Genomic DNA, 19,652 nt, shown 5'->3' with positions numbered 1-19,652 from the left:
AGTCAGTTAAGAGGGCTCAACTTGCCGATACCTGTAATCTGCGTAGCCTCTACCGTAACACCTTTTGTGGCAGTGGCGCTGGACGGGTCTATCTTGTAAACAGCCGGATGGCCGTCGGTGGTAGTCACAGCCATATAGGCATAACCGTTCTCCGTATACGGAGTGTTGCCGAAGCCGGAAATCAGGTCTGCCGACGGAAGACCGGTGACATAGGTAAGTTTCTTGCTTTCCGCTTTGAACACAGCCAGTTCTTTGGCTTCAAAGCCCGTCTCCGTCAGAGGGCGGTCGTACATCAGCAACAGGAAATAATCATCTGCAATATGCCAGCAACGCAGGAAGGATTTTCCGCCGCTCTGTTTCTCCAGGTCGCAGTAGTAGCTGTCGAAGTCTTCCCGGCCATTGGGGATGCGTACCACACCTGCCGGCAAGACTGTCTGCTGGCGGGCATCCTTCATCGTCTTGGCATAGCTTGGAGAGAATACGTAAATATCACCGTTGCCGGCTTCCCAGATAGTCTGGTAATATTGGGATTTGAAACGGCCGCAGGCATAACTGATTTTATCCGTACTGATAAGTTTCTTCGTTATCATCGTAGCATCATCAAAGATTGCCACCCAGCATTCATTGGGATACTGTGTCCACTGCAATTCACCTTTCTTATACGAGCTGCTGTTGGAACCGCCGTCTTCGGTCTTTACCAAATCCTCATTGCCCGGCAATATATACTTACCGCCGTCTACGGCAGCGCCATACTGGCTCAGCCCCATGGGAACGGCTGCACTGTATATCTTGTTGTTATGCTCCTGAATTCCGGCCAATGTCACGAACTCGCCGTTGCCCAGGAAATTCTCGGACTGGTAGGCCTTGTTTTTCGTATCGTTGGTGTTGAAGGTTTCGTCCGCTACATCCAGGTAAGAGAGCAGGAAGGTTTTAGGCAGATACAGGTTGCCGTCGGCATACTCCGCAGGTCCGTCACCGGTAGAGGCGGTTATGATATACTTATCGTAGATGCCGTAGGTAGTGAATCTCTTCACTGCAAACTCTCCCGAACGCGCCTGCACTTCGTGGTTGGAGTTCATGATATAAGAACGGGTGGTTCCGGCACTTCCCTGATTGTAAGTCAGTCCATAGAGATACCGGTTCTTGTAGAACACCCATTGGGAAGCGCCGTCGTTGACGAGTCCGTTGTTGATGGTAGAAACAGAGCCTTCGTCCAAAGTCTTGGAAGTCAGCAATACGTTAGTCGTATTGCTCGAAGCGGTGACAGAGGAAGCGATCACGAAATCGCCTTTGGTTCCATTATTGTTTCCACCGCCCGGCACCTCCGTATCCGTGCAGGATGTCAATGCCGTTCCTGCCATCGCAGAAGTGAGAAGTACGGCTGATAAAAGATTCTTTTTCATGTTGTTTTGTTTTATTATATTACACTAATCGTTATTGATTCATGGTTTCAATTGCCGAAGTATACGCGCACCTTTCCATAGAATGCCCGTCCGGCTTTCTGCAGACTGAAGTTGTCGTACAGTTGCTCGTCCGTAAAGTTCCGGCACTCGAACGAGAGGTTGTAGCGTCCGCTACGGAGACTGTAGGAAAGGCTCAGGTTGTGGGAGAACTGGCTCGGAACCACGTAGTCGCCCTTGTTCGAACCGATTTTGGAAGAATAATAGGTAAAGCTGTGCAAGTACTGGTTGTCGTAAGATACAGTCAGCGCATTGCCTTTTTTCCAGAGGTCGCGCCAGTAGAAGGTCACATCGGAATCGGCAAAAATATAAGGCAGGTTGGGCATGCGTTCCTTATAAGCTATATTCTCCGCACTGCCGGATATGGAAGTCTTCATATTGTCGCACACGTTCATCTGCGTGAAGTTGCCGCCCACACTCAACCACCTGCCAAAGCCGTAGCGGGCGGAGATGTTATATCCCTTCGTCAGCACCTTGCCGTAATTGACGTAAGTGGCTGCGGACTTGCCGCCGCTCAGGTCGGTGATGTTGCGCTGGATGTAGTCTTTGGTGTTACGGTAGACAAAGCCGCCTTCCACGTACACGGAATGTTTGCCGAAAGTCTTGTTATAGCTCAGGTTCAGGTTGATGTTGTCGCTGTTCTCCGGCCGGATGCCGATGTCGCCCATTTCCAGGTCCTCATTGCCGAACATCTCTTCGATGGTGGGCAGGCGGTAGGCCTTTTCATAGGACAGCTTGGCTTGCAGTCCCGGCAGGATGAAGTAAGTGCCCGCCGCTCCATAGCCTACGGAATGTACGCTGCGGGTGGTGCGTACATAGTCGTTCTGATTGGCATCCGTAGCCACAGGTCCGGCGACAAACTGGTTGTAATACTTGCCGAATACGGATAAGTTCCAGTCTTCGGACGGCATCAGGCGGTAAGAGAGGCCGGAGATATTCTTGCGGGTCTCCTTGGCAATGGCATCCGACTGCTCTTCTTTGGCAAGCAATGAAGTATTGGAACGGCTGAAAGCATTCAGCACGTGGTTGAACGTCAGCGTGTGCACCCTGCCGAGGCGGTAATTGGCGGTAAACGTACCGTTCCAGTTATTGTTGTCGGCGCGCGAGTGCTGGTAGGACTGCTCTCCGGGAGAGTTCAGCGGCTTCCTTTCCCCGTACCAGTTGTACTTATAGGAAGCGGTATCCACATTGGTCGTCAGGTTCTTGTTGTAGTTGACGGTCAGCACTACATCCAGTCCCTTCGCAAACAGGTTGCGCTTGTTATACTCCAACGAAGGCATCAGCGAATGTCCCTTGCGGTGTTTCTGTCCGTACACGATGTCCTGCCGCACGCCGGTCTGTACATCCTGGTACATATTGGAGTAAGTGAAACCGAACATCAAACGGTCCGCCCACTTCTTGTCGATAACGCCTACCTTGCCGATAACCGCTTCATTGTGGTAAGTATCGTTGAAGCGCCGTACGCGCACCTTCTTGTCACGGTCTATCCTGCCCGTTTCAAAGTCCTCCACCGGGGAGTCGATGCGGTAGTCATTGTCCGAATAGTTCTGAAACGCGTTGATTTCGTACGTAAAACCGTTCTTGAAAGTCTGCCCGAAGTGCACGTTGGACTTATGCGTATTGAACGAACCGTACGAGTAGGACGCATCCAGAAACCAGCGGCGGCGTTTCTTGTTCGTAACGATATTGATAACCCCGCCGATGGCATCCGTACCGAATCCCACCGGCACTACGCCCTTGTACACCTCGATGCGGTCGGCAAAATTCACGGGGATATTGTTCAGCGCAAAAGAGCTTCCGACGCCTTCTTGCGGCACGCCGTCTATAAAGACCTTTACATGCTTCCCGCTGAAGCCGTCCAGCATGAGCTGCATGTCCGACCCTACCCCGCCCGACTCGCGCAGTTTCATTCCCGGCGCTTTGGTCAGTGCATCGCTCAGGTTCCTGGTAGTGTTCTGCAACTCTTTCGTATCCACTGCCACGGCGTTGAATGCCGACCGCTTGACACGGCTCACGCCCGTCGATACCACCGTTACTTCGTCCAGTTGCTGAGTTTCGGGGGTGATTGTGACATTCTGCCTCACCCTTTGCCCTCTGACCAGCGTCACCGGTTTCTCTACGGTTTTATAACCGACGGCCGACACCACCAGCGTATAGTCGCCCGCAGGCGCACTCACATGATAGATACCTTCCTGATTGGTTATTCCCCCGTAACCGGTCCCTTTCAGATAGACCGTTGCAAAATCCACGACTTCTTTCTCCGTAGACAGGATTTTACCTGAAATCATCGTCTTGCCCGGTCTCTGCGCATATACAGGAAAGGCACATGCCGTCAAGAAGAAAAATAATAAACTAAATATGGCTGTTTTCAATTTGAAGTGATTGTTAAGTTGTTACTAATACCGTATGCAAAGGTCATTAGAAAAAAGCAACCTCACAATCACCTCTTTTAGGTAATTATACCAACGCCATGCTAAGAAAGTATCACACCCGCAATCGCTATTGATAGGTATATTCCACCATTCTATTCGCGGTTCATCAAGCGATGTTCCGCCATTTTTTCGTACTTCGTGCCGGGACGTCCATAGTTTGCATAGGGATAAATGGAGATGCCGCCGCGCGGGGTGAAGATGCCCGTAACCTCAATGTACTTGGGATTCATCAGACGGATGAGGTCTTTCATTATAATATTGACGCAATCCTCGTGGAAAGCGCCGTGATTGCGGAAACTGAAGAGATAGAGCTTCAGACTCTTGCTCTCCACCATTTTCACATCGGGAATGTAGCTGATGCGGATTTCCGCAAAATCGGGCTGTCCCGTTATCGGGCAAAGGCTGGTGAACTCCGGGCAGTTGAAACGTACCCAGTAATCGTTACCGGGATGTTTGTTGTCGAATGCCTCCAGCACTTCGGGAGCATAATCCTGCTTGTACTCTGTCTTTCTTCCTAATAAGGAAAGTTGGTCTTTTAATTCGGTCATATTACAATCGGTTTATAATCGGTTCTGTTTCCTTTGTGGTATAATACATTCGTCATTTTCCCGCCAGATACTTCTCCAGCCCCTCTCTGCGGAGCTTGCATGCGGGGCAGTGTCCGCAGCCGTCGCCGGGAATGCCGTTGTAACAGGTCAGCGTTTCATGACGAATCAGGTCGAGCACTCCCAGTTCATCCGCCAGCGCCCAAGTCTCGGCTTTGTCAATCCACATCAGCGGAGTATGGAGTACGAACTGCTCGTCCATGGCAAGGTTGAGCGTTACGTTGAGCGATTTGATAAATGCGTCCCTGCAATCGGGATACCCGCTGAAATCCGTTTGCGACACACCCGTCACGATGTGGTTGATACCCTTTTCGCGGGCATAGACGGCGGCAATGCTGAGGAAGAACAGGTTGCGCCCCGGCACAAAGGTATTCGGAACGCTGTCTGCCGGCTTCTCCCGGTCCATCACCATATCGGGGTCCGTCAACGAATTATGCCCCAACTTGCCGATGAAGGAAACATCCATTACTTCAAACTCCACTTCCGCTTTACGCGCTATCTCCCGCGCAAGCTCCACTTCCTTCTGATGCTTCTGCCCATACAGAAAGCTCAACGCATATACTTTCCTGAACTCACGCTTTGCCCAAAACAGGCAAGTTGTCGAATCCTGCCCACCGCTGAATACGACCAATGCTGCTTCTTTATTCACCTTATTATATATTTATGACAACCTCTACTACTTAAATTTCACTGATTTTCCACACCTTGTAAGAAATCCCCTCGTCGTAGACATCGCTACCGTCTATCCTTTTAATGGCTTTCACCACCCGGATGGTCACCGGCAGTATTATCACCTCGTACATGGATTTCAGTACAATCTGGGTGCACATCATCAGCAGCAATTCCTGCCATGCGATAATGCCTCCGAACGCCACCGGAAAGAATATCAGCGAATCGGCCGTCTCGCCCACTACCGTGGACCAGATGGCACGTGCGGAAAAATGACGTCCGCCGCTCGCCACTTTCATGCGGCTCATGACGTAGGCGTTCAGAAACGAACCTACCAGAAATGCCGTCAGGCTGGCGGCAACAATGCGCGGCGCCATACCGAACACGAAGTTGAAATGGGGCGCCCCGTCCCAAAAGGGAGCGGCAGGCAGTGCCACGGCAATCAGTCCCAACATCACCACAAAGAAGTTCATGGCGAAGCCGCTCCAGATAATCAGGCGCGCCTTGCGGAAGCCCCACACCTCGGCAATGCAGTCGTTGATGATATAAGAAACGGGAAACACTAACAGTCCGGCAGTAACGGTAATGCCGAAAACCTGGATTACTTTTGTCTCGAGAAGATTGGCCGCTATCAGACAGACATTGAACAGAATGCCCAGCAGCATAAAGGGTACAGATACTTTTTGCTTCATATTCCTGTTTTTTACGTGGTGTTCTAGAATACACGACCGCTATTCGCGGCATCATACATGTAACTAATGATTTCACTCTTGTTAAATCGGGTGCAAAGATACGCTTTCTTCCGATGACTGCAAAACCATTTTAAATTTAAGTTGTTCAAAGCACATTCACCAAAACCTAACTTAAATGAAAACAATCTTAAAAACAATGTTTCTGTTGTGCGGTGCGGCACTGTCTGCCCTCGCAGTCCACGCACAGAAAAAAGTGATTATCGAGGATGAGTCTCCCAAAGGTGTCGTATTGGTCACCATAGACAAAGCGGGCGACGAGATAATCCGCATCATGAACGAGTCGCAAATGCCCTACATCCACGAACCGCAGGCGCCCCGCTTCCTGCTGACGGACAGAAAAGGGAAGTTCGCCCTGGGCATCGGCGGCTATGTACGCGCCACGGCAGAGTACGACTTCGGCGGCATCGTCGACAACATCGACTTTATCCCCGCCTACATCCCCAACGGGAGCAAAATCAGAAACCAGTTTCAAATGGATGCCAGCACGTCCACCATTTTCCTGAAACTGGTGGGGCATACCAAGATTCTCGGCGACTTCGTGGTGTACACCGCCGGCAACTTCCGCAACGGTTCCAACAAAGGCTTCCAACTGCGCAATGCCTACGTGTCTTTCCGCGACGTGACGGTAGGCTACACCTACGGCGGCTTCATGGACCTGGGCGCAATGCCTTCCACCATCGACTTCCAGGGGCCTAACGGAGCCACCTTTTACCGCGCCACCCAAGTGTCATACACCTACAAAGGGCTGAAAAACTTCCGTTTCAACGCCTCTGTCGAAGTGCCTGCGGTAGACGGCACAACCAACAACGAGCTTGACATCGCACAACAGCGCATGCCCGACTTCACCGCTTATGCGCAGTACGGCTGGAACAGCAAAAGCCATGTGCGCGTAGGCGGACTTATCCGCAGCATGACCTACACCAGCACCCTGAGCGACAAGGCGCATGCCGTTACCGGCTTCGGCATACAGGCATCCACCACCTTCAATCTGGGCAAACAATGGCAGGTGTTCGGGCAAGCCACCTACGGGAAAGGCATCGGGCAATACCTGAACGACCTCAGCAACCTGAACGTGGACATCGTTCCCAATCCCGATGAAGCAGGCAAAATGCAAGCATTGCCGATGCTGGGCTGGTATGCCGGACTGCAATACAACATCAGTCCGAAAGTGTTCCTTTCAAGCACATACAGCATGTCACGCCTCTATTCCGAAAACGGGTATCCTGCCAACGAACCGTCCACTTACCGCTATGGACAATATTTCGTAGCAAACCTGTTCTGGAATGTCACCCCAAACATGCAGGTAGGTGCGGAGTATCTGCGCGGCTGGCGTACGAACTTCGACAATTCCACCAACCATGCCAACCGCATGAACCTGCTGGTGCAATATTCCTTCTGAAACCTGCACGGAAATCCGTAAAAGGAAAGAAATAAAAGCCCTAAAGGCATAAGACAAAGAGAGGATGTGCCAGCCGAATTTGCGACACATCCTCTCTTACGTATATAAAGGATTATGAAAGATCAGAAGCGATAGTCTATGCTGAGGCCGAATACCTTGTTGGTACGGCTGTACACGTTTGTACCGGGCAGATTTGTGCCCTGATAATTTTGACCGGTTTTGGTATAATCCTCATAGTTGGTCCACATATAGCCCACATTCAAATCGGCTCTTTCCGAAAGCTGTAACTTCGCACCTACACCCAGCGAGTAGGAATCGCACGAGAAACTTGTGTCGCTCTGATAGTCATCGGACAAACCATAATCGGTGAACTGCACACCGCCGCTCAGGGTCAGTCTTTTGATAACATCCCACTCTATACCGGCCAGATACTCGTTTGTCCCTTTCGTCAGGAACTTCTGTTTGCCACCTGCCATGCCTGCGTTCTTATCGTCGTAGAAGTGATACTCCACCGATGCGCGCAGCACAGGAAGGAACTCATAGGCAGCAGCCACCGAAAGCATGGCGGGAATGTCGTTCGGCGTATTTACACCGTGTTTGTAGTCCTCCAGCTCACTTTCGGGAGCGCCTATCATACGTAGCGAATTTATCTTCGTGTTATTTTCAATATTCAGATTGGCCTTGAACTCGTATTTCGCACCAATCGTCAGTTTGCCGAACTTGGCATCCAAACCGATAACCGGAGTAAATCCCCAACCGGTCTGGCTGCAATCCAGGTCGATGCCGATAAGCTCGGTTCCAACGGGTATCGCCCCACCGGTGGGCAAAGGCAAATCAACGGCCGCACTGGCATTCAGCGCACCTTTGTAACCACCCGTAAAGTAGTTCATGCGCCCGCCTGCAAAGGCAGACAGCCAGTCCGTTATCTTATAGGTCAGCCCCAACTGCACGGAGTAGATATACTGCTTGCCGTCCATGTAGCTGTTCAGTGTATAGGCTTTGCCCGGAATACCCTGTTGCAGCAATCCGCCTATCACCATGGCATCGAACATGGACAAGCCGTCATCGAACGAAGCTTTTCCGCCTCCACCGGTAATGCCGAAGAAACCGGAGATGGTCCAGTCGCCCTTCTTATAAGCGGCAAACACACTGGGAATGACAGGCGCAGAAGCCTTGCCTTCATAATATTTGTCCAGCCCCAAAGCCTCGCACGAAGCATCGATATTTCTTGTCTGGAACGCACTCTGAATACTCAAGGATGTATAAAACCCGTCTTTCGGCAGGAAAGCCAGACCCGCAGGGTTGGACAAGGCAGCATCCACACTGGTGGTGTTTGCGCCGCGCGACAGCATACGAAGAAAGGCAGGGTGTTGATTTGTATTTGTCAGGAGACCTCCTGCAAAAGTTGGAATTGAAACGATTAACATCGCAATGCTAATCAAAGAAATTTTTCTCATCTAAATCTTTTTTATTGTTTTCGGGCGCAAAGGTACAATAATATTGCACATAAATAACAATTTTGCGCATTTAATTTAGGAGAACCGAAGAATTTAATTGAAAAAATCAACAGTTTCTACTGAAACATTCACCAATATTCATGCTGAAACAGACAAGGGATTGCTCCATTTGCCGTCCCTGCCGCTTGCATATACTGCCCCTATGCCCAAAGGGAAAAGCAGCCGATGCCAAATCGTTCCACCATGGGGTAAATTTCATTCCACCACGGAGAAAGTTCCGTTCCACCATGACGGAACAAAACTTTCTCCGTGTCGGAACAACATAGCGCTTGCTATCGCCGGCACTCATCATCCGGATAACAGATTATGGGCACAACCTGCCGGATATATCCCGAACATTCTTACCTTTGCGCACGTTATATTCTTTGTGCATGCCGCCTTTTAACAAATGCAGAAAGTGCACTTATACGAAGCGCATCCGTCATGCACACTTAATAACCTGCGAATATTCACCAAAACTTAAAATCTCATGGCATATACTATTGCATTCTTCGGCAGCAAGCCCTACGACGAGGCTTCATTCAATGAAAAAAACAGCGGATACGGTTTTGAACTCCGCTATTACAAAGGACACCTCAACCTGAACAACGTGATACTGACGCAGGGCGTGGATGCCGTGTGTATCTTCGTAAACGATACTGCCGACGCGGAAGTTATCCGGCAACTGGCGGCAAACGGAGTGAAACTCCTTGCCCTGCGCTGCGCCGGATATAATAATGTAGACCTGAAAGCGGCAGCGGAAAACGGCATCACCGTGGTGCGCGTCCCCGCCTACTCCCCTTACGCGGTAGCGGAATACACCGTTGCCCTCATGCTCTCCCTCAACCGGAAGATACCCCGCGCCACCTGGCGCACACGCGACGGCAACTTCTCCCTGCACGGCCTTTTGGGATTCGACATGTATGGCAAAACGGCAGGTATCATCGGCACAGGTAAAATAGCCAAGAAGTTAATCGCTATCCTGCGCGGTTTCGGCATGAACATCCTCGCCTACGACCTGTATCCCGACTACAATTTCGCCCGCGAGCACCAGGTGGTATACACCACGCTGGACGAACTGTACCGCAGCTCGGACATCATCTCCCTGCACTGCCCGCTCACGGAGCAGACCAGATACCTGATTAACGACTACTCCATCAGTAAGATGAAGGACGGCGTAATGATTATCAACACCGGCCGGGGACAGCTCATCCATACCAATGCCCTGATAGAAGGACTGAAAAACAAGAAAATCGGTTCTGCCGGGCTGGATGTGTACGAGGAAGAGAGCGAATATTTCTACGAAGACCGGTCGGACAAGATTATCGACGATGATACGCTGGCACGCCTGCTGTCATTCAATAATGTAATCGTGACTTCCCACCAGGCATTCTTCACGCGTGAAGCCCTTGCCAACATCGCATCCACTACCCTGATGAATATAAAGGACTTCATGGAACACAAGAAACTGGAAAACGAGGTCAGACTGTAAAAAAGCGTTTATAGAACATTAATCATCCACGGCTCAAACTTTCAGGCCCGCCTGCTTGTTACACACAGATAAACCACTAAAAAGACAGATTATGAAAAAAGTAACAGACAAAGCCGAAAGCCGTGGACGCTCTTCGTATGACTGGCTCGACAGCCGCCATACATTCAGTTTTGACAAGTATTACAACCCCCGCCGCATGAATTTCGGCGCCCTGCGCGTTCTGAACGACGACCGGATAGCTCCGGGAAAAGGCTTCGGAACCCATCCGCATAAGAACATGGAGATCATCTCCATTCCCCTGAAAGGCAAGCTGAAGCATGGCGACAGCAAACAAAACAGCCGTACCATCACCATAGGCGACATCCAGACCATGAGTGCAGGCACGGGCATCTACCACAGCGAAATGAATGGAAGCGATACCGAACCGGCAGAGTTTCTCCAAATCTGGGTAATACCCGAAAAGCTGAATACCCCGCCCGCCTATCAGGATTATGACATCCGTCCCTATCTGCACAAGAACAAGCTTTCGCTTATCGTATCGCCCGACGGCAATGCTCCTGCCGGGATGCTGCAACAGGCATGGTTCTCCATCGGAGAAGTCGAGGCCGGAAAGAAGCTGGGATATCACCTGCACCAGTCGCACGCCGGCGTGTACATCTTCCTCATAGAGGGCGAAATAAAGGTAGACGGCACAGTGCTGTCCCGCCGCGACGGTATGGGAGTATACGAAACCGACAGTTTTGAGTTGGAAACGCTGCAAGATTCGCATATCCTGCTGATTGAAGTCCCGATGTAGGACTTTTGCATAAAATAACAGCCAAACCGGAAGTTTGTGTGGTGTTTTTTGTAATATTGCGCTATAATTGAAACCGTACAATGAAACTTGATTATATTTACCACAGCGGCTTCGCGATTGAAGCGGACGGAATAACGGTCATTATCGATTACTACAAAGACTCCTCGGAAGAGGCGCCGGACCGGGGGATCGTACACGACCATCTGCTAAAGAAGCCGAGAACGCTCTACGTGCTTTCCTCGCATTTCCACCCCGACCATTTCAACCGCGACATCCTTTCATGGAAGGAACAGCGGCCCGATATCCGGTATATCTTCTCCAAAGATATTCTGAAACACCGGCGTGCCACGGCGGAAGATGCCGTTTACATAAATAAGGGGGATGTCTACGAAGACGAAAATATCCGTATCGAAGCCTTCGGCTCCACCGATGTAGGCATCTCTTTCCTGATAGATTTGCAAGGCGTCCGCCTGTTCCATGCCGGCGACCTGAACAACTGGCATTGGAGCGAAGAGTCTACTCCGCAGGAGATACGCAAGGCGGAAGGCGACTTTCTTGCAGAGATAAAGAACCTGCAACAAAAGGCTCCCCGGGTAGATATAGCCATGTTTCCGGTGGACAGCCGCATCGGAAAAGATTACATGCGCGGTGCGGAACAGTTCGTGGAACGGATAAAAACCGCTATATTTGCACCTATGCACTTCGGTGAGGATTACCGGGGCGGTAACGCTTTCCGCACCTTTGCCGAAAGCCGGGGTTGCCGTTTCCTTACAATCTCCTGCCGGGGTGAGAGTTTTGACATTACTAAATAAAACATAGCATTATGAAAAATTTAACACAGGTTCTTATTGCGCTGTTCTGCCTTTGCATGCCTGCCCTGCTGCATGCCCAGAGGGATGACAGTAAATATCTGGCCGGCGCTGTTCCGGAAGTGGACGGCAAGGTAGTATTCACCAAAGATTTCAGTATCCCCGGAATGTCTCAAGACACAATCTACTCCCGCCTGTTGAGGTGGATGGATGCACGTCTGGCAAAGAACGGGAATAACAGCCGCGTAGTCTTTTCCGACAAGGAGAAAGGACAGATTGTAGGCATCGGCGACGAATGGATTGTGTTCAGCTCCACCGCATTGTCACTGGACAGAACGAAAATTCTTTATCAGCTCACCGTCACCTGCCAACCGGAAAAATGTGTTTTTGAAGTAGAGAAGATACGTTTCAACTACCGCGAAGGAAAAGAGAAATATACCGCCGAAGAATGGATTACCGACAAGTACGCCTTGAACAAGTCTCAAACCAAACTGGTGCGCGGACTTGCCAAATGGCGCAGAAAGACTGTGGACTTCGTCGATGCCCTCTGCATTGAGGTAACGGAAGCCTTAAGCGCCAGCACCGCCGCCCAAGCTCCTGTAGAGGAAAAGAAAGAAGAAAAGAAAGAGACAAAGGCGCTCGTCAATTCGGGTACAACGGTAATTGCCCCCAAAACGCAAGTTACAGTAGAGACTCCCAAGGCCACCGCTACAACACCGGCTACGGCTACGGTTACGGTTGCCGCCGCACCGCAAACCAATGTACAGGCTGCACAGAACGCCTATAAAGAGGTAGCCCCGGATGCAGTTCCCGCCGATGCCATCCAAACCGGCAACGGCAAGCTGGTGATTGTAATTGGCGAAGAACCTTTCAATATGACGATGATGACTGCCAATGCCGGCGGCTCGTTAGGCAAGATAGCAGGCAACAAGCCGGTAATCTTCACCATTCTGTCACCGGAACAGCCTTATGCACAAATGGAAGCAGCCCAGAGTTATACCGTACGCTTCTATCCCAACGGACAGACAGAGCCTTCCGTCATTCTGGAATGTAAGAAAGTGCCGTCACAAGCCCCGATAGAAGGTATGCCGCGTACATACATCGGCGAAATCCTGAAAGCAAAAATTAAATAAACCGATATATAAACCTAAAAAAGTAACAACAGTGGAAATAAAAAGCAAATTCGACCATTTTAATATAAACGTCACCAACCTGGAACGCAGCATCGCTTTCTACGAACAAGCATTGGGACTGAAGGAACATCATCGGAAAGAGTCGTCGGACGGCTCTTTCACACTGGTCTATCTCACCGACGGCAGCACGGGTTTTCTTCTGGAACTGACCTGCCTGAAAGAACATCCCCAAGCCTACGAACTGGGCGAGAACGAAAGCCATCTCTGCTTCCGCGTGGCCGGAGACTATGATGCAATCCGCCAATATCACAAGGAAAACGGCTGGGTATGTTTTGAAAATACCGCCATGGGACTCTATTTCATTAACGACCCCGACGATTATTGGATTGAGATACTGCCCGCCAAGTAAATTGTACGGCATACTTTGCAACAAGAGGATTACTATTAATTACTTAATACATCAACAACGTGAGTATAGAAGAAGCAATGATGGGCGGTATTGTTTTCAAAGGCAAGAAAGAGAAGCCTAAAGAAGAAAACAAAATCAAGACCAAAGCCAAGAAAAAGACCTATATCACCGGCCTGCATGGTTCCGGTGCGGCGAAAATGAAAGCCGAAATCCGCAGGAAACGCGCGAACAGGCATAAAGGAAAATAATAATTATTTTTTCAGATAAGAAGGTGTAAGTCCCGTTGGGAAAAACTTACACCTTTTTTTTTATACCATACCTACCCGAATTACAGAGAAGCATTGAAAAATTATCCAATCAAAACGCTATTTAGATATATTACATTAAAAAAAGTCTGATAAATAAAAGAAAGTTAATGACAAGTTTTGTTTTTATACAAACAATATATATCTTTGGCATCGCAAACAAACAAATAATATTAAAAAGAAAGTGATTTTATCACAAGAGTATAAAAAAAAGCACTACTTTTTTTTATCCAGAAAACTTGTAGTGTGTTTTCTTATATCAATAACTTTGAATAACACATATGCCCAGGTGCAACGCGGCAAGAAAGACGATGCGAAAGCCGAATTAATATCTTTCAAAGACCGTTGGGGTATCAAGACAAATGCTGTTGACTGGTTATTGACCGTTCCTAATATTGGCGTAGAATTTGACTTGGGCAATACCATCCGGAACAAACGTACAATCGGTGCCAATATAAAGTGGAACTGGAACACCTCGCAAAAGTACACCCCATCCCTTATTTTCAATGTATTCGATGCACGGGTAGAGTGGCGTCAGTATTTTCGCACCCGTAAAAGAGGCGGCGTCACCAAAGATGCCAATCTGATGACACGTCTCAAGGAAACCGTATTCACCACCCAGCGCAAGAATCCGCGCCAGGAACGCGCTTACTACTGGGGCGTATATGTCAACGCCGCCAGCTACAACTTTAAAATCGGTAAGGAAGGCAAGCAGGGTAACGCCTACGGAGCCGGCATCAGCGTGGGATATACCGCTCCGCTTTACGGCTACCGCAACAATTACATAGACCTGGAATTGGGAGGTTCCGCCGGACTGCTTTACACCTCATACGATGTTTATACGCACGATGCGGAAAGCGACTGTTACCCGCGCATAGCGGAGAAATGCAAAAGCGGGCACATCGTGCCGTTCCCTCTGATAACGGATTTACGCGTGGCTTTCGTTTACCGGTTCATGTCGGCAGGCAGCAAGTATAAGGAATCGGTGTACCGCCGTGTACAGATACGCGACTTCGCCCGCCAGGCACTTAATGAAAAGATAAATAAGATGCGCGAACGCATCGACTCCATCAACAATGCGGTACGGAAACAAGGTTTCAGCCGCCCGGACAGCCTGCTTACCAAAGAAGAGCTGAAACAATGGAAGCTGATGCAGCAAGAGCGCAAGGAACTCGCTTTGAAAGAAGCTGCCGACAAACTGCGCAAACAGGTAGCCGATTCTCTGGGCATACAACTTAGCGATACACTCACTTCCGAACAGGAAAAGACCATACGCAAGGCACTGAAAGTACGTGAAGACCAATTGAAGCAGAAAGCCGAAACACAAGATTCTGCCAAACGTGGCAAACGTGCTGCCAATGCCAAGAAAGCCAAACTGCATACCAAGGAAAAGAAAGAAAAGAAAGATAAAGACTCCGGGAAAAACCGGAAAAAAGACGGAAAGCCGGAAGCGGAAGCCGCCAACAAAGAAAAGGGAGATGCTTCCGGTGAAGAAGATGATGAAAAGGAGGATAAAGGATGAAGAACAAGACACTGACATACCTTGCCCTCAGCCTGCTGTGCTGCATCTGTGCCTGCACCTCGGTAGACCTCTGTCCGGAAGCGGAACATCCGCACATCACCGACATGCGTGTACGGCTCAACTGGGGCGACATCAGCAAAGATGAAATTCCGGCAGAAATGCACATCGTAGCAAGCCGTATCATAAACACCTGGCGCACCCGCGGCATCATCAACACATCCATAGACCCTGCCACAAACAATAATATAACACAACAGGAAACGTCTTCCGACACCCGGACTGCTTCAAATACAAAAGAAAATTCGGAAGATAACTCAATAGAGAGTCCGGAAGAAACCGCTTCTTCTTTTTACTTGCGCGGAGGTGAGTACAACATTTTTATCATCAACGAGCAGTATGCGGATGTTCCGGCACAGACAGGCGATACGGAGCAGTCCCCTACTCCTATTATCAGCATAGAAAATCTGGACAATTACATCCACGACAATAAGGTAAGCGTGAAAGACCTTTATCTGCAAATCAGCAGTATGGGCAATGAAAAGCCCGATATCGTAGAGGGCAATGACCTGCCCGATTTCAATCCTGACGATGAATACCTGCAGGAAATAAAGTCGCCCATATTCTATGCGGTGCAAAAGAACATAAACATCCAAACCGGACAACCGACCATCCTGGATTTTGATATGCAACGCATCAGCCAGCGTATCAATATCGTCTTCAATATCCGCACCGAAGGAAACATAAAAAGAGAAGACCTCGCGGCGCCCATCATCGAATTGTCCGGCGCTTGCGGACGCTTCAACATCGCCGACGCCTGTCTGGACACCACCCGCCTCTACCGGATGGCACATCAGGTACAACCGGACGAGTTTACGCAAACCGGAGAGGGTACTTACCGATGCGTGGTCCATTTCCACACCCTCGGTGTCATCCCCAGCGCGGCAAAAGGACATCTCAACGGACCGGGCATCCTGCAAGTTGCCTTGCAGGTATCTACTCCCCAACTGGATTCTTCCGGTACACCGGTAGTGGATGAGGAAGGCAATCCCGTGAAAAACAGCCGCTACATCTACGGCGCCATCAATCCCTATGACGAACTGACCGCAGCACAACTCATTGAAGTGCGCGACGGCAAAATATACCTGCGTTACAGCAAAGAAGATGTAAACATCGAAATCACAACGCCTTTAGTAATAAAGGCCGACCAGATAGTACCCAACGATACCGGCATGGGATGGCAACCGCACGATCCCACCAATCCGGACGATGACATAATAATAGAGATATAAAGATGAAACGCCTGACATATAGCAATAGCATGCAAAAGCGGAGACACCGGCACAAACTTATTCTGCCGTTATGGTGCATACTGCTGCTTGTTACCGGTTGCGGTAATCTGTACACCGGCGACGAGTCGCTCTATGACCCCAATCATCAGGACAACCAGGGCGACCAGACGCAACTGCCCGTCATGGTAGCATTCAGCGACCCTATATATAATGTATTGACACGCGGTACGGGAGTGCTGGATCCCACAGACGAAACAAACTTCAGCAAACGCATAGCCGACGGCACTTTCTTCGTATACGCATTCCGGCGCGACAATCCCAACGGAATGACCTATGCCCATCGCCGGGCCGAAGATGCCGACCGGCGCTATTGCCTCATCGACGGCAGTCTGGACGAAATCTCCGCCGAAGAATGCACGGCACTGGGACTCACCGCCGAGCAATGCAAACTGCACGGCAAACGGGCGGCTTATGCAGGAAACGGCTCGTTCATTAACTGGAAAAGTTCCGGCTACATCCCCTATTACAATTTGCAGGAAGAATTCGATGCCTTCAACTTCTTTGCTTATTACTACGACGATGCGCAAGTGGGCGAAGTGAAGCGCGAAGCAGACCGTATCTGTTTCGATGTCACCGTAGACGGCTCGCAAGACCTGATGTGCGCCGCTGCCGCCGACCTCAAAGCGCTGATAGAAGACGTGGAAAACGGGCGAAAGATAGCTGCCGACTACAGCGAACAGGCTGCCCGTCTGAAACAGCTCGGCGCCGACGAACGTCAGCTCATGCGCAGCTGCTATTACGGCACGTACACGGCACGCCGCAACATCTGGCCCATAATCCGCATGAAGCATCAGCTTTCATACGTCAAGTTAAAATTCTATCCTGCCAGCAAAAGCACGAAAGACATCGTTTACATCACGGGTGTCTGGATAGAATGCGTCAACAAAGGCGTTTTCACTGTAGCCTCGTCCGACCCTGCAAACGTAGGCGTCCATTTCCCCACAGAGGGAGAACGGGGGAAATTACCGGCGCGTGATGCAGAGGGAAAAGAAATAGCATGGACCGATGAAGAAGGAAAATCACTCTATCCGATGCAAGTAAGGGAAGAAGATGCGGACAAGGAAGTAAACCAGCGTCCGGCAACAGACGGCGGGGTTTTCCTGCTGCCGCCGGGCAACAATGCCACGCTCCTTATAAATACGGTATATTATCCCGACGCAACCGGGAGTGAACCCTATATCACGACTTTCAGCTACGACTTAAAGGATGCCGTGTACAATAAAGACGAAAACGGCGCTTATCTCTCCAGTGGATTTATGGGCGGACGCGAATATAACATCAGCGCCTATATATACGGTCCGCAGGATATAAAGCTGAATGTACAGGCTGCCTCGTGGGTAAACGGTGGAGATATAGAGATAGGAGAAGAATAAAATTGAGACAGACAGAGATTTATATATTTTCTTTTATTAATTAAAAATTCAATGAAGTATGAAAAAGCAATTTTTCTATGCAGCAATGGCGCTCGCAGTAATGAGCAGCTGTTCAAAGGACAATGATCCGGGTATCGGTAATCCGGACGGCAACAATGACAAGGCAGTGATTGCATTAGGCGTGGACGTACCCACGGTTACGGCCCTCAGCAGAGGAACCGGCTCTGTGGGCGATGTAGAAGGCGAGAACAACAAGTGGAACAGCCAACAACTGTATATCCACATGGTAGACAGAGCCACCGGCTTAGAAGCCGAAGAAGGTGCTGAAGGAGCAAAAACTCCGATTCTCGATAACGCAACTCTCCAGTTCAGAGCCCCCAAAGCAACCGAAGGCAATAACGGTGCAATCAGAATCTATAACAATTATGTAGAAGATACCGACAACGGCGTGATTCAATACAAATACTACCCGACCAACGGCACCTATACATTCTACGGTTATCATGTTGACGATGCAACCCACGATGATGCAACCATTACGGCAGATGAGAAGAAAGTGAAGAATGTAACAATCAACGGTACTCAAGACCTATTGGCAGCCAGTACCATAGATATGGCCGAGAATGATGCTTCCAATGACCAAAGTTTATATAAAGACATAGCTACCACGCTAAGCGGCGAGTGGACGGAACTTATGAAATACCAGTTCGGCGCCCGTACAGCCCGTAAAGGCATTGTTCCTGTCCTGAAATTCAACCATCAGCTGGCTCGTTTGAAGTTTTTCGTAAGGGCAGGCAGTGAAAGCGCAGCCGGCTATAAATATGAAGCCAGCAATTGGGTGGAACGCAAAAGCACTGACGGCCAGGATAAGACACTCGGTATGCAAGTTACTAAGATTACCTTGAAAGACATGGTAAATGTTGTCGACATGGATCTGGCTACTACGACTTCCGCAAGAAACGGAGCCTCCACCGCTCCTTTTGTTGTATGCAGTAAAGATGTTGATAACAAAAACAAGTTAGACCCGGACAAAGGTTTAATCACTCCGGTAGTGCCCAAGTATCCTTACGGCCACGAAAATATTCCGGCAGATAGTGACCCCGACGCTAAAGGAACTCAAGTGGGTGAACCTGTAATGTTTTTCCCTAACGGAAACATCAGCTTGTCCATAGACCTTAAACAATACGTAGAAGATACAAAAGACGAAACAGACGGTGACAAGATTACATACAAAGAAGTTGAGAAGCTGGATACTCCCTTAATCATCGATCAGTCCAAGATTTCAAAAGATGTGAAAGAATTCAAGGCCGGTGCTTCTTACAACGTATACATTACAATCTATGGCTTCGAAAAGATAGAGGTTACCGCAGTGCTGACCGCATGGGAAGACGGTGGTGACATTGAAACCGATATCGAAGACGGAAAATAAGAACCGGCTCCTCTATCGGAAAATAACTCCTGAGGACAATCCAACTACCAACGGGCGGTACGAGAACTACCAACCGTTGGTACTTGAAATACCAAAGCATGGTACAGGAGCTACCAACTGTTGGTACGGAAGCTACCAAACGTTGGTACAAGGAATACCAAAGCATGGTACCGGAAGTACCATACCGAGGAACATAGGAGAGCAACGATATGTTTAACCAAT

At 49.6% G+C, this 19,652-nt stretch carries 19 protein-coding genes; 13 read left to right on the top strand and 6 right to left on the bottom strand.

All coding sequences use genetic code 11. From position 1 onward, the window contains the following. Nucleotides 1–2 precede the first annotated feature (2 nt). From NQ565_RS09525 to NQ565_RS09505, 5 genes are all read right to left on the bottom strand, one after another. Complete coding sequence (locus tag NQ565_RS09525) at nt 3–1,403, bottom strand: DUF4374 domain-containing protein (RefSeq protein ID WP_005652665.1); 1,401 nt, start codon at nt 1,401–1,403, stop codon at nt 3–5. A 47-nt stretch (nt 1,404–1,450) separates the two neighbouring features. Continuing rightward, on the bottom strand, nt 1,451–3,748 hold the full coding sequence (locus NQ565_RS09520) for a TonB-dependent receptor (protein ID WP_005652666.1): 2,298 nt from the start codon (nt 3,746–3,748) through the stop codon (nt 1,451–1,453). 236 nt (nt 3,749–3,984) lie between these two features. Beyond that, nucleotides 3,985–4,440 carry a preQ(1) synthase gene (gene queF, locus NQ565_RS09515; RefSeq protein WP_005652668.1) on the bottom strand — a complete coding sequence of 152 codons (456 nt, stop codon included), beginning with the start codon at nt 4,438–4,440 and terminating at the stop codon, nt 3,985–3,987. 52 nt (nt 4,441–4,492) lie between these two features. Then, nucleotides 4,493–5,146 carry a 7-cyano-7-deazaguanine synthase QueC gene (gene queC, locus NQ565_RS09510; RefSeq protein WP_005652670.1) on the bottom strand — a complete coding sequence of 218 codons (654 nt, stop codon included), beginning with the start codon at nt 5,144–5,146 and terminating at the stop codon, nt 4,493–4,495. Between the two features lie 31 nt (nt 5,147–5,177). Next, entirely contained in the window at nt 5,178–5,858 is a 681-nt protein-coding gene (locus NQ565_RS09505) for a queuosine precursor transporter (RefSeq protein WP_005652671.1), read from the bottom strand. A gap of 175 nt (nt 5,859–6,033) precedes the next feature. Here NQ565_RS09505 and NQ565_RS09500 point away from each other — a divergent pair, with 175 nt between their 5' ends. Continuing rightward, nucleotides 6,034–7,317, top strand: coding sequence for a DcaP family trimeric outer membrane transporter (locus tag NQ565_RS09500; protein WP_005652674.1), 1,284 nt, complete (start codon nt 6,034–6,036; stop codon nt 7,315–7,317). Nucleotides 7,318–7,439: 122 nt separating this feature from the next. Here the strand turns inward: NQ565_RS09500 and NQ565_RS09495 are convergent, their stop codons facing one another. After that, nucleotides 7,440–8,774, bottom strand: coding sequence for an OmpP1/FadL family transporter (locus NQ565_RS09495; RefSeq protein ID WP_005652676.1), 1,335 nt, complete (start codon nt 8,772–8,774; stop codon nt 7,440–7,442). Between the two features lie 97 nt (nt 8,775–8,871). Here NQ565_RS09495 and NQ565_RS09490 point away from each other — a divergent pair, with 97 nt between their 5' ends. The 12 genes from NQ565_RS09490 (at nt 8,872) to NQ565_RS09435 (ending at nt 19,647) form a co-directional block, all read left to right on the top strand. Further along, complete coding sequence (locus NQ565_RS09490; RefSeq protein ID WP_005652677.1) at nt 8,872–9,219, top strand: hypothetical protein; 348 nt, start codon at nt 8,872–8,874, stop codon at nt 9,217–9,219. Nucleotides 9,220–9,303: 84 nt separating this feature from the next. Beyond that, complete coding sequence (locus NQ565_RS09485) at nt 9,304–10,305, top strand: 2-hydroxyacid dehydrogenase (protein WP_005652680.1); 1,002 nt, start codon at nt 9,304–9,306, stop codon at nt 10,303–10,305. Between the two features lie 91 nt (nt 10,306–10,396). Next, entirely contained in the window at nt 10,397–11,101 is a 705-nt protein-coding gene (locus NQ565_RS09480) for a pirin family protein (protein ID WP_005652683.1), read from the top strand. Nucleotides 11,102–11,181: 80 nt separating this feature from the next. Continuing rightward, nucleotides 11,182–11,913, top strand: a complete 732-nt coding sequence (locus NQ565_RS09475) for an MBL fold metallo-hydrolase (RefSeq protein WP_005652685.1) — start codon at nt 11,182–11,184, stop codon at nt 11,911–11,913. Between the two features lie 11 nt (nt 11,914–11,924). Then, on the top strand, nt 11,925–13,043 hold the full coding sequence (locus NQ565_RS09470; RefSeq protein WP_005652686.1) for a DUF4468 domain-containing protein: 1,119 nt from the start codon (nt 11,925–11,927) through the stop codon (nt 13,041–13,043). 31 nt (nt 13,044–13,074) lie between these two features. After that, nucleotides 13,075–13,452, top strand: a complete 378-nt coding sequence (locus NQ565_RS09465; RefSeq protein WP_005652687.1) for a VOC family protein — start codon at nt 13,075–13,077, stop codon at nt 13,450–13,452. A 59-nt stretch (nt 13,453–13,511) separates the two neighbouring features. Continuing rightward, on the top strand, nt 13,512–13,700 hold the full coding sequence (locus tag NQ565_RS09460) for a hypothetical protein (protein WP_005652688.1): 189 nt from the start codon (nt 13,512–13,514) through the stop codon (nt 13,698–13,700). A gap of 241 nt (nt 13,701–13,941) precedes the next feature. Beyond that, nucleotides 13,942–15,279: a DUF3575 domain-containing protein gene (locus tag NQ565_RS09455; protein WP_005652689.1), complete on the top strand. Its 1,338-nt coding sequence runs from the start codon at nt 13,942–13,944 to the stop codon at nt 15,277–15,279. Further along, nucleotides 15,276–16,568 carry a hypothetical protein gene (locus NQ565_RS09450; RefSeq protein ID WP_005652690.1) on the top strand — a complete coding sequence of 431 codons (1,293 nt, stop codon included), beginning with the start codon at nt 15,276–15,278 and terminating at the stop codon, nt 16,566–16,568. The genes NQ565_RS09455 and NQ565_RS09450 overlap by 4 nt, the downstream gene beginning before the upstream one ends. Nucleotides 16,569–16,570: 2 nt before the next feature. Continuing rightward, nucleotides 16,571–18,001: a hypothetical protein gene (locus tag NQ565_RS09445; protein ID WP_016662167.1), complete on the top strand. Its 1,431-nt coding sequence runs from the start codon at nt 16,571–16,573 to the stop codon at nt 17,999–18,001. Nucleotides 18,002–18,059: 58 nt separating this feature from the next. Then, nucleotides 18,060–19,430: a fimbrillin family protein gene (locus tag NQ565_RS09440; RefSeq protein ID WP_005652692.1), complete on the top strand. Its 1,371-nt coding sequence runs from the start codon at nt 18,060–18,062 to the stop codon at nt 19,428–19,430. Continuing rightward, complete coding sequence (locus tag NQ565_RS09435; RefSeq protein ID WP_139168213.1) at nt 19,402–19,647, top strand: hypothetical protein; 246 nt, start codon at nt 19,402–19,404, stop codon at nt 19,645–19,647. The genes NQ565_RS09440 and NQ565_RS09435 overlap by 29 nt, the downstream gene beginning before the upstream one ends. Nucleotides 19,648–19,652 lie beyond the last annotated feature (5 nt).

This window comes from Bacteroides stercoris ATCC 43183 (assembly GCF_025147325.1).
Taxonomy (GTDB): Bacteria; Bacteroidota; Bacteroidia; order Bacteroidales; family Bacteroidaceae; genus Bacteroides; species Bacteroides stercoris.
The sequence above is the reverse complement of the archived record's forward strand: the minus strand, read 5'-3'. Positions and strand labels throughout refer to the sequence as shown.

What these genes read in the sequence shown, in the direction of transcription:
- NQ565_RS09525 (WP_005652665.1), bottom strand. Translation starts at nt 1,403, where the DNA reads ATGAAAAAGAATCTTTTATCAGCCGTACTTCTCACTTCTGCGATGGCA.
- NQ565_RS09520 (WP_005652666.1), bottom strand. Translation starts at nt 3,748, where the DNA reads ATGATTTCAGGTAAAATCCTGTCTACGGAGAAAGAAGTCGTGGATTTT.
- queF (WP_005652668.1), bottom strand. Translation starts at nt 4,440, where the DNA reads ATGACCGAATTAAAAGACCAACTTTCCTTATTAGGAAGAAAGACAGAG.
- NQ565_RS09505 (WP_005652671.1), bottom strand. Translation starts at nt 5,858, where the DNA reads ATGAAGCAAAAAGTATCTGTACCCTTTATGCTGCTGGGCATTCTGTTC.
- NQ565_RS09500 (WP_005652674.1), top strand. Translation starts at nt 6,034, where the DNA reads ATGAAAACAATCTTAAAAACAATGTTTCTGTTGTGCGGTGCGGCACTG.
- NQ565_RS09495 (WP_005652676.1), bottom strand. Translation starts at nt 8,774, where the DNA reads ATGAGAAAAATTTCTTTGATTAGCATTGCGATGTTAATCGTTTCAATT.
- NQ565_RS09485 (WP_005652680.1), top strand. Translation starts at nt 9,304, where the DNA reads ATGGCATATACTATTGCATTCTTCGGCAGCAAGCCCTACGACGAGGCT.
- NQ565_RS09480 (WP_005652683.1), top strand. Translation starts at nt 10,397, where the DNA reads ATGAAAAAAGTAACAGACAAAGCCGAAAGCCGTGGACGCTCTTCGTAT.
- NQ565_RS09475 (WP_005652685.1), top strand. Translation starts at nt 11,182, where the DNA reads ATGAAACTTGATTATATTTACCACAGCGGCTTCGCGATTGAAGCGGAC.
- NQ565_RS09470 (WP_005652686.1), top strand. Translation starts at nt 11,925, where the DNA reads ATGAAAAATTTAACACAGGTTCTTATTGCGCTGTTCTGCCTTTGCATG.
- NQ565_RS09450 (WP_005652690.1), top strand. Translation starts at nt 15,276, where the DNA reads ATGAAGAACAAGACACTGACATACCTTGCCCTCAGCCTGCTGTGCTGC.
- NQ565_RS09445 (WP_016662167.1), top strand. Translation starts at nt 16,571, where the DNA reads ATGAAACGCCTGACATATAGCAATAGCATGCAAAAGCGGAGACACCGG.
- NQ565_RS09440 (WP_005652692.1), top strand. Translation starts at nt 18,060, where the DNA reads ATGAAAAAGCAATTTTTCTATGCAGCAATGGCGCTCGCAGTAATGAGC.